The sequence below is a fragment of the Bradyrhizobium sp. 186 genome (assembly GCF_023101685.1).
Classification (GTDB): domain Bacteria; phylum Pseudomonadota; class Alphaproteobacteria; order Rhizobiales; family Xanthobacteraceae; genus Bradyrhizobium.
This window is the reverse complement of the sequence record NZ_CP082164.1, coordinates 6,347,787-6,361,952: the sequence shown is the minus strand read 5'-3', so window position 1 is coordinate 6,361,952 and position 14,166 is coordinate 6,347,787. Positions and strand designations below refer to the sequence as shown.

General features: G+C 63.3%; 15 protein-coding genes and 1 tRNA gene. 12 read left to right on the top strand and 4 right to left on the bottom strand.

The window, feature by feature from the left end; all coding sequences use genetic code 11:
• Positions 1-29 precede the first annotated feature (29 nt).
• The gene (locus tag IVB18_RS30655) at positions 30-422 is read left to right on the top strand and encodes a RidA family protein (RefSeq protein WP_247984088.1); all 393 of its coding nucleotides are present in this window, start codon (positions 30-32) and stop codon (positions 420-422) included.
• Between the two features lie 7 nt (positions 423-429).
• Here IVB18_RS30655 and IVB18_RS30650 read toward each other — a convergent pair whose 3' ends face one another.
• Entirely contained in the window at positions 430-1,101 is a 672-nt protein-coding gene (locus IVB18_RS30650) for a TetR/AcrR family transcriptional regulator (protein WP_247984087.1), read from the bottom strand.
• Between the two features lie 318 nt (positions 1,102-1,419).
• Here IVB18_RS30650 and IVB18_RS30645 point away from each other — a divergent pair, with 318 nt between their 5' ends.
• Positions 1,420-2,655, top strand: a complete 1,236-nt coding sequence (locus IVB18_RS30645; RefSeq protein ID WP_247984086.1) for an acyl-CoA dehydrogenase family protein — start codon at positions 1,420-1,422, stop codon at positions 2,653-2,655.
• 140 nt (positions 2,656-2,795) lie between these two features.
• The gene (locus IVB18_RS30640; RefSeq protein WP_247984085.1) at positions 2,796-3,854 is read left to right on the top strand and encodes a phosphotransferase family protein; all 1,059 of its coding nucleotides are present in this window, start codon (positions 2,796-2,798) and stop codon (positions 3,852-3,854) included.
• Positions 3,855-4,130: 276 nt separating this feature from the next.
• On the opposite strand, the gene argE is transcribed toward IVB18_RS30640, so the two are convergent.
• Together argE and IVB18_RS30630 are read right to left on the bottom strand one after the other, a co-directional pair.
• A complete protein-coding gene (gene argE / locus IVB18_RS30635; RefSeq protein WP_247984084.1) occupies positions 4,131-5,303 on the bottom strand; it encodes an acetylornithine deacetylase in 1,173 nt (390 codons plus the stop codon).
• A gap of 332 nt (positions 5,304-5,635) precedes the next feature.
• Positions 5,636-6,421, bottom strand: coding sequence for an SDR family oxidoreductase (locus IVB18_RS30630; protein WP_247984083.1), 786 nt, complete (start codon positions 6,419-6,421; stop codon positions 5,636-5,638).
• Positions 6,422-6,555: 134 nt separating this feature from the next.
• Here IVB18_RS30630 and IVB18_RS30625 point away from each other — a divergent pair, with 134 nt between their 5' ends.
• Entirely contained in the window at positions 6,556-7,254 is a 699-nt protein-coding gene (locus IVB18_RS30625) for a histidine phosphatase family protein (RefSeq protein ID WP_247984082.1), read from the top strand.
• Positions 7,255-7,322: 68 nt separating this feature from the next.
• Positions 7,323-8,090, top strand: a complete 768-nt coding sequence (locus IVB18_RS30620; protein ID WP_247984081.1) for an SDR family oxidoreductase — start codon at positions 7,323-7,325, stop codon at positions 8,088-8,090.
• Positions 8,091-8,195: 105 nt separating this feature from the next.
• On the opposite strand, the gene IVB18_RS30615 is transcribed toward IVB18_RS30620, so the two are convergent.
• Positions 8,196-9,422, bottom strand: a complete 1,227-nt coding sequence (locus tag IVB18_RS30615; protein ID WP_247984080.1) for a serine hydrolase domain-containing protein — start codon at positions 9,420-9,422, stop codon at positions 8,196-8,198.
• A 147-nt stretch (positions 9,423-9,569) separates the two neighbouring features.
• On the opposite strand from IVB18_RS30615, the gene IVB18_RS30610 reads away from it, so the two are divergent.
• From IVB18_RS30610 to rplJ, 7 genes are all read left to right on the top strand, one after another.
• A tRNA-Trp gene (locus IVB18_RS30610) sits at positions 9,570-9,645 on the top strand.
• A 330-nt stretch (positions 9,646-9,975) separates the two neighbouring features.
• Positions 9,976-10,167 carry a preprotein translocase subunit SecE gene (secE, locus tag IVB18_RS30605; RefSeq protein WP_007611620.1) on the top strand — a complete coding sequence of 64 codons (192 nt, stop codon included), beginning with the start codon at positions 9,976-9,978 and terminating at the stop codon, positions 10,165-10,167.
• Positions 10,167-10,721, top strand: a complete 555-nt coding sequence (nusG, locus tag IVB18_RS30600) for a transcription termination/antitermination protein NusG (protein WP_007602985.1) — start codon at positions 10,167-10,169, stop codon at positions 10,719-10,721. Before secE ends, nusG begins: the two co-directional genes overlap by 1 nt.
• A 133-nt stretch (positions 10,722-10,854) precedes the next feature.
• Entirely contained in the window at positions 10,855-11,283 is a 429-nt protein-coding gene (rplK, locus tag IVB18_RS30595; RefSeq protein WP_045008228.1) for a 50S ribosomal protein L11, read from the top strand.
• A gap of 6 nt (positions 11,284-11,289) precedes the next feature.
• Positions 11,290-11,982, top strand: a complete 693-nt coding sequence (gene rplA, locus IVB18_RS30590; RefSeq protein ID WP_247984079.1) for a 50S ribosomal protein L1 — start codon at positions 11,290-11,292, stop codon at positions 11,980-11,982.
• Between the two features lie 105 nt (positions 11,983-12,087).
• A complete protein-coding gene (locus IVB18_RS30585) occupies positions 12,088-13,041 on the top strand; it encodes a 2-hydroxyacid dehydrogenase (protein ID WP_247984078.1) in 954 nt (317 codons plus the stop codon).
• Between the two features lie 579 nt (positions 13,042-13,620).
• The gene (gene rplJ / locus IVB18_RS30580) at positions 13,621-14,139 is read left to right on the top strand and encodes a 50S ribosomal protein L10 (protein ID WP_247984077.1); all 519 of its coding nucleotides are present in this window, start codon (positions 13,621-13,623) and stop codon (positions 14,137-14,139) included.
• Positions 14,140-14,166: the final 27 nt, after the last annotated feature.

The window sequence follows — 14,166 nt, the reverse complement described above, 5'->3', positions numbered from 1 at the left end:
GTTCTCGCTCGAACCGAAGGTGGCCGCCCATGAAACGCGAAGCGCTCCGTGTCGAACCGATCTCGACATTTCTCGATCGTTGGAAGGCGCCGACCTCGCCGGTGACGCGCGCCGGCAACATGATCTTCGTCGCCGGCCTGCCGCCGTTCGACCCCGAGACGGGCGAGATCGCGGAGGCGCCGATCGAGCGGCAGAGCGAGCTCATCATGGAGCAGATGAAGCTGTGCCTGGAGGCGGCGGGCGCCTCCCTCGACAACGTCATGAAGTGCAACGTCTACTGCACCTCCGTGAAAGATTTTGCCGCATTCAACGCGGTCTACGCGCGATACTTCCCGCACGATCCGCCGGCGCGGATCTTCGTCTGCACGCCGGAATGGTTCGGTCCGTTCGACGTCGAGATCGACTGCATCGCAATGATGTGAGCGGGCGCTAGCGCGCGTCTCTCGCCAGCGCGCGCGCGGGCGCCTTCGTCTCCGACCGACCCGCCGTCAGTGCCATCGTCGCCACGCTGACCACGCGCGCGACGACGTCCTCGACGTCGTCGAGGTCGCATCTGCCTTCCGAGAGTTTTGTCAGCCGCTCGCTCTCGCGGATGGTGTGGTGCGCCATCGCGAGTGCGAAGTTCAGGCCCCAATAAATCTCGACGTCGCTGCGGTCCGGCAGGGACCTTCGCATTGCGCCGACGAATTTCCGCAGATGGTCGATCTCGCGGTTCTTGATGCGGCGGATCGGCGGCACGGATTCGATCGAGGCACGGATCATGAAGCGCGCCGCGGTGGAACGCTGGTTCTCCGGTCCGAGACAGCCGCGCAAGGTCGGGCCGACGAGGGCGCGCAAAATCACCTCGATCGGTGCGCGGCCACCGCCTTGCTCTTCGGCGGTTTTCAGTTCGTGCAGGCGTTCGCGGTTGGTGGCGATCGAGCGGGTGACGAACAGCTCGGCGATCAATTCGTCCTTCGAGCCGAAATGATAGTTCACCGCTGCGAGGTTGACATTGGCCTCCGCGACGATGTCGCGCAGCGTCACGTCGCCGAAACCGCGATCGGCGTAAAGCCGTTCGGCGGCGGCGAGAATGGATGTCCGGGTCTGATCGCTAGCCATGGCTTCGACACCTCGTCATTCCGGGGCGCGCGTTGGCGCGAACCCGGAATCTCGCGCCACAACTTCTGGATTCCGGGTTCAGCCCTGCGGGCTGCCCCGGAATGACGTCGTGAACGGGGAGTTGCATTTCAAACACTTGTATGAAACTATCGTTTGAAGGCCGGAAAAAGTCAATCCGCTTGATGGAATTGAGCCGCGCTCGCGGCGATGGTTCCCTCGGTGTTCGCAAGGCTCGCGCATTCGCGCTTGCGGGCCGCGCGAAGCGGGAGGACAGTCCGGCGCAAAAGCGTTTTGCAAAAGAGAGACGAGGAGCGTCCCATGGATTTTGATCTGTCGCCCAAGCAGAAGGAATGGCTCGACCGCGTGCAGTCCTTCATGACCAAGCACGTGCGCCCGGCGGTGCCGATCTACAACGAGCAGGATCATAGCGGCGAGCGCTGGAAGGTGATCCCGGTCCTCGAAGACCTCAAGAAGAAGGCAAAGGCCGAGGGCCTCTGGAACATGTTCATGCCGCCGTCCGAGCATGAGGACGACGAATTCCGCGGTGCGGGACTGACCAATCTGGAGTACGCGCTGCTGTCGGAGCAGATGGGCCACATCTCCTGGGCCTCGGAAGTCTTCAACTGTTCCGCGCCGGACACCGGCAACATGGAAGTGTTCATCCGCTACGGCTCCAAGGAGCAGAAGCGCAAATGGCTGCGGCCGCTGATGGACGGCGAGATTCGTTCCGCCTTCCTGATGACGGAGCCGGCAGTGGCTTCGTCGGACGCCACCAACATCGAGACCCGCATCGAGCGCGACGGCGATCACTACGTCATCAACGGCCGCAAATGGTGGTCGTCCGGCGTCGGCGATCCCCGCTGCAAGATCGCGATCCTGATGGGCAAGACCGATCCGTCACTCGCCAAGCATCAGCAGCAGTCGCAGATCCTGGTTCCGCTCGACACCCCCGGCATCAAGGTCGAGAAGATGCTGCCCGTGTTCGGCTTCGACGACGCGCCGCATGGCCATGCCCAGGTGCTGCTCGAGAACGTGCGGGTGCCGAAGGAGAACATCCTGCTCGGCGAGGGCCGCGGCTTCGAGATCGCGCAGGGCCGTCTCGGTCCGGGTCGCATCCATCACTGCATGCGCACCATCGGCAAGGCCGAGGAAGCGCTGGAGAAGATGGTGAAGCGGCTGATGTCGCGCTCCGCCTTCGGCAAGAAGATCGTCGAGCACTCGGTGTGGGAGCAGCGCATTGGCGATGCCCGCACCAACATCGAGATGACGCGTCTGCTCTGCCTCAAGGCCGCCGACATGATGGACAAGGTCGGCAACAAGACCGCGCAGGCGGAGATCGCCATGATCAAGGTCGCGGCGCCCAACATGGCGCTGAAGATCATCGACGAGGCGATCCAGGCCTTTGGCGGCGCCGGCGTCTCCGACGAGGCGGGCCTTGCCAAGGACTATGCGGGCATCCGCACGCTCCGTCTCGCCGACGGTCCGGACGAGGTGCACAATCGCGCCATTGCCAGACTTGAAGTTCGGAAGTATGTAAATTCTCCCAATCATTAGAAACGGGAGAGAGCGCATGGCGCTCTCCACTCCGTCATTCCGGGATGGTCCGTAGGACCAGACCCGGAATCTGGAGATTCCGGGTTCGCCTCTTTGAGGCGCCCAGGAATGACGGACAAAAGAATTGAGGGAGCGTCATCGTGGCTGACGGCGTCAGGAAAGACGAAGAGTTCTCGGGCACCAAGCCGGTCGAGGAGCGTCATCGTATCGACGAGATGCGGCTCGAAGCCTGGATGCGCGATCACGTCGAAGGTTATGAAGGGCCGCTGGTTGTCCTGCAATTCAAGGGCGGCCAGTCCAACCCGACCTACCGGCTCGACACGCCGAACCGTTCGTATGTGATGCGCCGCAAGCCGTTCGGCAAGCTGCTGCCGTCGGCGCATGCGGTCGATCGCGAGTATCGCGTGATCGCAGCTCTCGGCAAGCAGGGCTTTCCGGTCGCCAAGGCCTATGCGCTCTGCCAGGACGACAGCGTCATCGGCGCCGCCTTCTACATCATGTCGATGGAGGACGGCCGGGTGTTCTGGGATCCGGCGCTGCCGAGCCAGACGCCGGAAGACCGCCGCAAGATATTCACCAGCAAGATCGAGACGCTGGGCAAGCTGCACATGTACGATCCGACCGCGATCGGCCTTGCCGATTTCGGCAAGCCCGGCAATTATTTCGCGCGCCAGATCGACCGCTGGACCAAGCAGTACCGCGCGTCCGAGACCCAGCAGATTCCCGAGTTCGAGAAGGTCGCCGAATGGCTGCCGCGCACCGTGCCGGAGCAGCAGCGCGTCTCGGTGGTCCATGGCGATTATCGTCTCGACAACATGATTTTCCACGCGACGGAACCGTGCGTGCAGGCCGTGCTGGACTGGGAGCTGTCGACGCTCGGCGATCCCATGGCCGACTTCACCTATCTCTTGATGCAATGGGTCATGCCGGGGCTGCACGGCGTCAATCTCAAGGCGCTCAACATCCCGAGCGTGGAAGAGGCCGCGCAGATCTACTGCAACGTCACCAAGATGAGCGTGCCGGACCTCAACTGGTACTTCTCCTACAATCTCTTCCGCCTCGCCGGCATCACGCAAGGCATCGCCGGCCGCATCCGCGACGGCACCGCCGCCAACGCCAAGGCGCTCGAATCCGCCAAGCGCACCGTGCCGCTGTCGAAAGCATCATGGGAGTACGCGCAGAAGGCGGGGGCGGTTTAGTCTCAGGGAAGGGCGCGGTCGATGTGACCGCGCTTTTATTGAGCGCCTCTTGTGTTCCGGATGCGGTGCAGCTTCGTAGCCCGGGTGAGCGCAGCGATACCCGGGACAGCGGTCCCGCATGTCGCTTCGCTTATGCGGGCTACGCGCCGTCTCCATACACTCGTCGTAGGGTGGGCAAAAGCGCGTAGCGCTGTGCCCACCATCTCTCCGCGATCATGGAGAAAGCGGTGGGCACGTTTGGCTTTGCCCACCCTACGCAGTTCGGTTTCACGCCTATCAGCCCTTCGCGCAATGCGCGATCAGCTTTTCGACGAAGCCTGCGCACTTCAACAGCTCCGACATCTCGACGAATTCGTCCGGTGTATGCGCCTGCGCGATCGAGCCGGGGCCGATGACGACTGACGGCACGCTGGCCATGCTCGCGAACAGGCTCGCCTCGGTGCCGAAGGCGACCTTGGCGTGGTCGTTGCGGCCGGCGAGGCTCTTGGCCAGCGTGACGATGGCGGCGTCGGCCGCCGTGTCGAGCGCGGGATAGTCGAGGATCTCCTCGAAATCGATGCCGCATTCGGGATTCTTCGCCTTCATCTCCGGCTCGAGCTCGGCCTTGGCCCAGGCAACGATCGCATCGGTCACTTCCCTGGACTCGGTGATGCCGATGCCGCGGCATTCGAAATCCACCGTGCAGTGATCGGGCACGATATTCAGCGCGGCGCCGCCATGCACGATGCTGGTGAGCAGTGTCGAGTGCGGAACGTCGTAGAGGCTGTCCTTTGATCTTGCGGCCGCGAGCTTCACAGCGCGGCGGCGGATCTCGGTGATCAGCTCGGCCGCATATTCGATGGCGTTGACGCCGTCCGGCGCGATCGAGGAGTGGCGGGCGAGTCCCTTGAACGTCGCGCGCACGCCGTGCTTGCCCTTGTGGCCGATGATGACCTTCATCTCGGTCGGCTCGCCGACGAAGCAGCCGAGCGGCTTGACCTTCTTCTTTGCGACCTCACCGAGCATCGGCCGCACGCCAACGCAACCGATCTCCTCGTCATAGGAGATCGCGACATGGATCGGCGTTGTGAGCTTCGCCTCCAGCATCTCAGGCACCATGGCGAGACAGACGGCGACGAACCCCTTCATGTCGGTGGTGCCGCGGCCGTAGAGCCTGCCGTCGCGCTCGACCAGCTTGAACGGATCGTGGCTCCAGTCCTGGCCGACAACAGGCACCACGTCGGTATGTCCCGACAGCACCAGGCCTGGGCGGTCCTCCGGTCCGATGGTGACCCAGAGCGAGGCCTTCTGTCCGGTTTCGTCGACGATGCGCTCGCCCTTGACGCCGAGCGAGGCGAGATAGCTCTCGACGTGGGCAATCAGTGGCAGGTTGGTGCGATCGCTGACGGTGTCGAAGGCGACGAGGTCGGCGAGGAGTTTGCGGATACGGGCGGGTGTTGAGTCTGGCATTTTCCCAGTCTTGTCAGGAGATTGCGGAGGGCAGGATCGCTTGCATGAACCATACCAACGCAGCCAGCCGTAGGGCAAATCCCGGCCCGACCATTCCATGCCCCCTTGTGCCGCCCGGCAGACGTTTGAGGGGACTCCGGAGAGCTCACCTCCGCCGCGCGATCCTACTTTGCATGGGGTTGTTTTCGAAAAAAAGAGTCGCTTGTTCCGTCGGGCAAAACACTCGTACGACTTTGCCCAGACGAGATGCCGCCAATTGTCGTCCTGGCGAAGGCCTGGCTTTCGCCAGGACGACATCGAACGAGTGGAATCGCCCTGCCTTGAACCCGCGCCTAAACCGGCTTCCCCGCATACGGCATCGACGCCGTCAGCCCGCCGTCCACCGGGAACGCCTGGCCATTGACATACGACGCCTCGTCGCTGGCCAAAAACAGTCCCATCGCGGCGAGTTCGTGCGGCTGGCCGGGGCGCTTGAGCGGATTGAGCTGGCCGATCTTGTCCGCGGTGCCGCGCTCCTTGGCGCGATCGAAGATCGGCTTCGTCATCCCGGTTTCGATCAGGCCGGGGCAGACCGCGTTGATGCGCACGCCGGTGCCGGTGAGCGAATAGGCTGTGGTCTGCACCAGGCTGATCACGCCGGCCTTGCTGGCGGCATACGGATGCCCGCTCGCGCCCGCTTTCAGGCCTGCGACAGAAGCCGTCAGGACGATCGCCCCCGACTGCTGCTTCACCATGTGCGGCATCGCGTATTTCACCGCGAGGAACGGCCCGATCAGATTGACGCGCAAAATCTCCTGCCAGTGCTCGACCGTCTGCTCGGCGAGCGGAACGAGCCCGCCGGAGACGCCGGCATTGGCCCAGATCACGTCCAGCCGGCCGTGCGTCTTCACCGCCTTGTCGATGACGGCGATGACGTCCTTCTCCGAACCTGCATCCGCGATCATGGCCTCCGCGACACCGCCGACCTTCTTCACTTCCTCGACGGTCTCCTTCACCGCGTCGGTGCGATCGACCGCGATCAGTTTTGCGCCTTCCCTGGTGAACAGCAGCGCAGCGGCGCGACCGATGCCGCTTCCGGCGCCGGTGATGATGACGGATTTGCCTTGCAAGCGGCCCATGCGTTGCTCCCTTGTGCTGCTCGCGCGACGCTTGCCGCGCGACGGAATTTCAAACAAGATTTCAAACGGTAAAGTGTCTTGAGACACGTTCGTCACTGACGTACAGCGACATTACACGGGATGGAAGGGTTTCGATGGCAGCCGCAGAAAAGCCGAATGTGGTCACGACACGATGGTGGTGGGTCCGTCACGCGCCGGTGCGCAATGACGGCGGCAACATCTACGGGCAGAGCGACCTCGCCTGCGATACCAGCGACACCTACGTGTTCAATGCGGTTGCGAAGGTTCTGCCGCGCAATGCAGTCTGGTATTCGAGCAATCTGATGCGCACGCACCAGACCGCGGAAGCGATCTGGGCGGCCGGCTTTCCGAGGCCCGCGACCATGACATGGGAGGCCGATCTCGCCGAGCAGAATCTCGGCCGCTGGCAGGGCATGAACCGCGCCGCCTTCATCGCAAGCCGCCCGTTGGGCAGCAGCTGGTTCGCCGACATCAACGAGCCCGCGCCCGGCGGCGAAAGTTTCATGGACCTCTACAACCGCACCCGCCGCATCATCGAGCGGATCAATGCGGAGGCTGCCGGGCAGGACGTGATCGCAGTCGCCCATGGCGGGACCATCAAGGCCGCGCTGGGGCTCGCGCTCGACGGCCAGCCGGAGCGGGCGCTGTCGTTCGACATCGACAATTGCTCGGTGACGCGGCTCGACTATTTTGCAAGTCCCGATCGCACGGTCTGGCGACTGCCAATGGTGAACCAGCAGCCGTGGATCGCGGATGATGCGCATGCGGCGATGCACCAGCTCGCGGGTCCGGAAGTCAAGAAGCTCGCCTGAGCCGTTGTCCGGTCGCGCGACCGCGGCGTAAGCTCAGGCCAATTCAAATCACAATGTGGGAGAGAAACATGACCTTGTTCGACATGAAGGGGAAAGTTGCCGTCATCACCGGCTCGACGCGCGGCATCGGGCTGGCGATCGCCGAGCGCATGGCCGAGCACGGCGCCAAGGTGGTGATCTCCTCGCGCAAGGCCGACGTCTGCGACCAGGTTGCGAAGGGGATCAACGACAAGTTCGGCAAGGGTACGGCGGTCGCGATTGCGGCGAACATCTCGTCGAAGGAAAATCTGCAAAACCTCATCGACGAGAGCAATCGCGCCTTCGGCAAGATCGACGTGCTGGTGTGTAACGCTGCGTCGAATCCGTATTACGGCCCGCTCGCCGGCATCTCCGACGATCAGTTCCGCAAGATTCTCGACAACAACATCGTCGCCAACAACTGGCTGATCTCGATGGTGGTGCCGCAGATGATCGAGCGCAAGGACGGCTCGGTCATCATCGTCTCCTCGATCGGAGGCCTCAAAGGCTCGACCATCCTCGGTGCCTACGCGATCTCGAAGGCCGCCGACATGCAGCTCGCGCGCAACCTCGCTTGCGAATACGGCCCGCACAACATCCGCGTGAACTGCATCGCGCCCGGCCTGATCAAGACCGATTTCGCCAAAGCGCTGTGGGACAACCCGGAGAATCTGAAGGCCTCGACCGCGCGCTCGCCGCTGCTCCGCATCGGCATCCCCGACGAGATCGCGGGCGCGGCCGTGTTCCTGGGCTCAAAGGCCGGCGACTTCATGACCGGCCAGACCATGGTGATCGACGGCGGCGCGACGATTAGTTGACGCGCAAGCGTCATCCCGGGGCACGCGAAGCGTGAACCCGGGATCTCGTGCCGCAACTTCGAGATTCCGGGGCGCTCGCAAAAATGCGAGCGCCCCGGAATGACGCTAATCCACCGCCGCGTAAACCAAATCGCGCACCAGCGTGCGCGTAAAATCGCGCTGTCCGGGTCCCTGCGACATGAAGACCGCGAACAGGTCCTCCTTCGGGTCGATCCAGAAGAACGTCCCCGCAATGCCGCTCCAGAAATACTGGCCGACGCTGCCGGGGAACGGCGCGATGCCGGCGTCCCTGCGCACGGCGAAGCCGAGACCAAAGCCGTGCCCGGGGGCGAGCAGGGTGCCGTTAGTCACAACGCCAGGCCCGAGGTGATCGGAAGCCATCAGCTCCAGCGTCTTGCGGCCGATGATCCTGTTGCCGTCGAGCGTGCCGCCATTGCGCAGCATCAGCGCGAAGCGGGCATAGTCCATAGTGGTCGAGACCAGGCCGCCGCCGCCGGACTCCATGACCGGCTGCTCCAGCATATTGAAAAGAGCGACCTTGTCGCCGGTCCTGGGATCGGCCGTGAACGGCTCGGCAAGCCGGCCAGCATTGGCCTCGCTGGTCGAAAATCCGGTCTCGGACATCTGGAGCGGCGCGAGGATGCGCTCGGTCAGAAATGCGCCGAGCGATTTGCCGCTGATGACCTCGATGATGCGGCCGAGGATGTCGGTGGAGCGGCTGTAGTTGAATTCAGCGCCGGGATGACAGACGAGGGGGAAGCTTGCGACGAGAGCGGCGTGCTCGGCGTTGGTGATCCTGCGGCTGCGCACCCGCGAGTCCTGGTAGATCTTGTGCACGGGACCGTCGCCCTGGTGCTCGTAAGTCAAACCAGACGTGTGGCGCAGCAGGTCCTGGACCGTCATCGCCCGCTTGGCCGGAACCAGTTCCAGCTTGCCAGCGCTGACGACCCCGACCTTCTGGTTGGCGAATTCCGGGATGAATTTCGCGACCGCGTCGCTGAGGAGGAGGTGGCCGTCCTCGACCAGCGCCATGATGCCGACCGACACGATCGGCTTGGTCATCGAGAAGATGCGGAAAATCGAATCACGCGCCATCGGCGCCGAGCCAGCCGGGCTCTGCTTGCCAAGCGCCTCGAACCAGCCGACCTGGCCGCGCCGGGCCACCAGCACGGTGACGCCGGGAACGGTTCCCTTGTCGATCTCGCGCTTGAAGGCGTCCGACATGGCTTGGAGGCGGGGCCGCGACAGGCCCAACGTTTCCGGCTTGGCCTCGGGCAAAGGCGGGGTTTTCGGCGTCATCGCCGCGGCTTGAGAGACGGCTTGGGCAGTCATGGTCACTCCCGGTTGCTCTTTATTATCGGGAGTGACTGTGGCGCAGAAGCTCCGGCACAAACAAGCGAACCTGGCGCGCTTCTCCCTTGCAATCCGGCTGCCCCCTGTGCTTGAAAGCCCGCCTGACCCGCGGCGACGCGGGACTGTAGGAGTGTAGCTCAATTGGTAGAGCACCGGTCTCCAAAACCGGGGGTCGCAGGTTCGAGCCCTGCCACTCCTGCCAGCTAAACCCGACCCATAAGATCAGAAGCTAGTGCCGCGGTTCATGGGAGCCGGATAAGCCCTTGATCCGGATCGGCTCTGTCAGAGGCGGTGAAGGCTCTCGATCCTCCCTCCGGTCCGGCGATACCTTGACGTTTGGGCCCATCCGCAGTATCTACCCCGCACTCGCAGCCGGCCCGTTGAGATACGGATTTCCGGCGCGGCTTTGAAATCCCCGAACAATCGAGCCCGGTTTCCGGCTCATCCTTCAAGACAGAGGGCTGGGCCAACGGCGGCTGTTCGGATCCCTGAAATTCATTCGCGTCTCACGACGGACGTTGGACATCAAACGATGGCAGTCAGCCCGTTCAAATTCTTGCAGGAAGTGCGCTCGGAGACCGCCAAGGTCACCTGGCCAACCCGCCGCGAGACGACGATCACCACCATCATGGTGTTCGTCATGGTTGCGGTGGCGTCGATCTTCTTCTTCGCCGCCGACCAGATCATTCGCTACCTCATCACCTTCCTTTTGGGCATTCACTGATGGCAACAGCAACGGCTCAATTGTCTGACAAGCGCTGGTACATCGTCCACGCCTATTCGAACTTCGAGAAGAAGGTCGCCGAATCGATCCGCGAGCAGGCCAAGCAGCGCGGGCTCGAGGAGCTGTTCGAGCTGGTGCTGGTGCCGACCGAAAAGGTCACGGAAGTGCGCCGCGGCCGCAAGATCGACGCCGAGCGGAAGTTCTTTCCGGGCTACGTGCTGGTGAAGATGAAGCTGACCGATGAGGCGTTTCATCTGATCAAGAACACGCCGAAGGTGACGGGCTTCCTCGGCGCCGAGAACAAGCCGATGCCGATTTCGGAGGCCGAGGCGATGCGCATCCTGCACCAGGTGCAGGAGGGCGTGGAACGGCCGAAGGCCTCGGTGTCGTTCGAGATCGGCGAGAACGTGCGCGTGGCCGATGGCCCGTTCGCCTCGTTCTCGGGTGTGGTCGAGGAAATCGACGAGGCGCGCTCGCGCGTGAAGGTCGCGGTGTCGATCTTCGGTCGCGCCACGCCGGTCGAACTGGAATTCGGTCAGGTGGAGAAGGTCTGATCGGACGACGTGCGAAGCTTAAGGGCTTGGCGCGAAATAGGCCGTGGGAGGGAGAGGGCGGTCGCCAACCGCACCCGACCCAGACCACGAACCTGAAACCGCCGGCGATCTGCCGGCACAACAGGAGTGATACATGGCAAAGAAAGTGACCGGATACCTGAAGCTTCAGGTCCCGGCCGGTGCGGCGAATCCTTCGCCCCCGATCGGTCCCGCGCTTGGTCAGCGCGGTCTCAACATCATGGAGTTCTGCAAGGCGTTCAACGCCCAGACCCAGAAGGAAGAGAAGAACACCCCGATTCCCGTGGTGATCACGATCTACGCCGATCGTTCGTTCACCTTCGAGATGAAGACGCCCCCGATGTCCTTCTTCCTCAAGCAGGCTGCAAAGATCCAGTCCGGCTCGAAGGCGCCGGGCCGTGACAAGGCCGGCGCGGTGACCAAAGCGCAGGTGCGCGAGATCGCCGAGAAGAAGATGAAGGATCTCAATTGCGACACCATCGAATCGGCCATGAAGATGGTCGAGGGCTCTGCCCGTTCGATGGGTCTGGAAGTGGCGGGGTAAACGGTCATGGCAATCGGAAAGCGTTTGAAGAAAGCCCGCGAAGGGGTTGATCGCGAAAAGCTTTATCCGCTCGCGGACGCCATCAAGATGGTCAAGGAGCGCGCCAAATCGAAGTTCGACGAGACGATCGAGATCGCGATCAATCTCGGCGTCGACCCTCGTCACGCCGACCAGATGGTCCGTGGCGTCGTGACCTTGCCGAACGGCACCGGCCGTACGCTCCGCGTCGGCGTGTTTGCCCGTGGCGCAAAGGCGGATGAAGCCAAGGCTGCCGGTGCCGACGTCGTCGGCGCCGAAGATCTGGTCGAGAAGGTGCAAAACGGCTCGATCGATTTCGACCGCTGCATCGCCACCCCCGACATGATGCCGCTGGTCGGCCGTCTCGGTAAGGTGCTCGGCCCGCGCGGCCTGATGCCGAACCCGAAGATCGGCACCGTGACCATGGACGTCACCAACGCCGTCAAGGGCGCCAAGGGCGGCTCGGTCGAGTTTCGCGTCGAGAAGGCCGGCATCTTGCAGGCCGGCGTCGGCAAGGCCTCGTTCTCCGAGGACAAGCTGGTCGAGAACATCAAGGCGCTCGCGGACGCGGTCTCCAAGGCAAAGCCGGCGGGCTCCAAGGGCACCTACATCCAGCGCGTTGCGGTGTCCTCGACGATGGGCCCCGGCGTGAAGGTCGAGCCCGGCACCATCCTCGGCTAAGGTTTGCCTCGGCTAAGGTTCGAGAATTGCATGAGGCGAGGGGCGGAATTGGGCAACCAATTCCGCCCCTTTCGTTTGTGATGGCGTTCACTGGAAACAAGAACAATGGCTGACAAGGTCCTGATCTACTCGCGCTTTCCAAAGACGATGATGGCGCGGTTCGCCGAGCGATTCGAGCTGCTGGACACCGGCGGCATGCCGGCGCGGGAGGTGTTTCCGGCCGAGGAACTCGCCGGCATTCGCGCGATGCTCACCGCCGGCGGCACGCCGCTCGACGCGGAGGCGATGGACCTGTTTCCGAAGCTTGGCGCGGTCGTCTGTTACGGCACCGGCTATGACGGCATCGACCTGACGGCGGCAGCCGCGCGCAACATTGCGGTCGGCCACAGCCCCGGCGCCAATGCAGCCTCGGTTGCCGACATCGCGATGACCCTGATGCTCGCGGCGACGCGGCGGATCCTGGTCGCCGACCACTATGTCCGCAGCGGCGATTGGGCAGGCGCGAAACAGTCGCCGATGATGCGGCCGCAGGCCGGGATGCCCGGCCGTCGCATCGGCGTCTACGGCATGGGCGAGATCGGCCGCAAGATCGCGGCGCGCTGTGCCGCCTTCGAGAGCGAGGTCGGCTATTTCAGCCGCAGCAAGCACGATTTGCCGTATCAATATTTCCCGACCCTGGAGGCGCTCGCCGACTGGTGCAGCGTGCTGATGATCGCGGTCCGCGCCGGCGCCGAGACCCAGCACGCCGTCAACGCTGATATCCTCAGGCGCCTGGGCGCGGACGGCTATGTCGTCAACATCTCCCGCGGCTCGGTGATCGACGAGAAGGCCCTCGTCGCGGCGCTGACCGACAAGACCATCGCCGGCGCCGGCCTCGACGTCTACGAGAAGGAGCCGCACGCGCCCGATGCGCTGACGGCGCTGCCCAACGCCGTGCTGGCCCCGCATATCGGCGGCCACACCCTCGAATCGCACTTCGCCATGCAGAACTGCGTTCTGGCGAATCTGAGCGCATTTTTTGCGGGCCAGCGGCTGCCGCACGCTGTCAAAATCGCCTGAATCGGTCCTTTCGGGGCGCATCAAGCCTTGTCTGCAATCGATTGGAACTGGTGTGAATTTTGCTCTTGGCAAGCCGGCCCAGAGCGGTTAAAGAACCGGCTCCGGACGTGCTGGCCGTAGCGGGCACGTTCGTGCACGCATTCCGAAAACCCGGTACGACAGGAGATCATTCCTTTTCAGGACGTCCGCGAGGATTTGCCGGAAAAGGAAGGAAAACCCATCGGCTGGTGGAAGGCGAGCAGGGGTCGGACGGTTTGCCGGCTGACCTTGTCCTGTCCAAGACTGCAGGCGCCCGCGGGGAATTTCGATTTCTCAACGGCTTAATCGCATGGCCTGCATAGACGGGTGAAGACCGGATTTCACGTCGTATTCCGCTTTCGGGCAGGTGCGAAATGGGTCTGGTTCGGACCTCGACACACCCCGTGGGCCCAAAAGGTCTCGGGAGGGCAGGCTTTAATCGTTGTCTCGCCCCGGCGTGTCCAAAGGGTTTTGACCCAGAGGTTCAGGTTTGGGTGGGACGATGGGTGCAACCCGGCGGTCCCGCTTTTCGCGACGACTGCCAACCGGAAAGAGCTTGCTGTGGAACGAGCGGCAAAAAAAGAGGCGGTCGAACAGCTCAATGGGGTCTTCAAGACCACGAGCGTCGCGGTCGTTGCTCAATATTCCGGCCTCACCGTTGTCCAGATGCAGAAGCTGCGCATGCAGATGAAGCAGGCTGGCGCCTCGGTGAAGGTCTCGAAGAACCGTCTCGCCAAAATTGCTCTTGAAGGCACTGACGTCGTTGCCATCGGTCCCATGCTGAAGGGGCCGACCGTGATCGCGACTTCGAACGATCCGGTAGCGGCGCCAAAGGTCGCCGTCGAATTCGCCAAGACGAACGAAAAGTTCATCATCGTCGGCGGCTCGATGGGAAAGACCGTCCTGAATGTCGACGGCGTGAAGGCACTTGCCTCGCTGCCGTCGCTTGACGAACTGCGCGCCAAGATCGTCGGCCTCATCGTGGCCCCGGCGACCAAGCTGGCCCAGCTCGCCAACGCGCCTGCGGGCAAGCTCGCGCGCGTCATCCAGGCTCATGCCTCAAAGGGCGAAGCGGCCTGACGCCCTTCGCAAAACTCAAACCCGAAC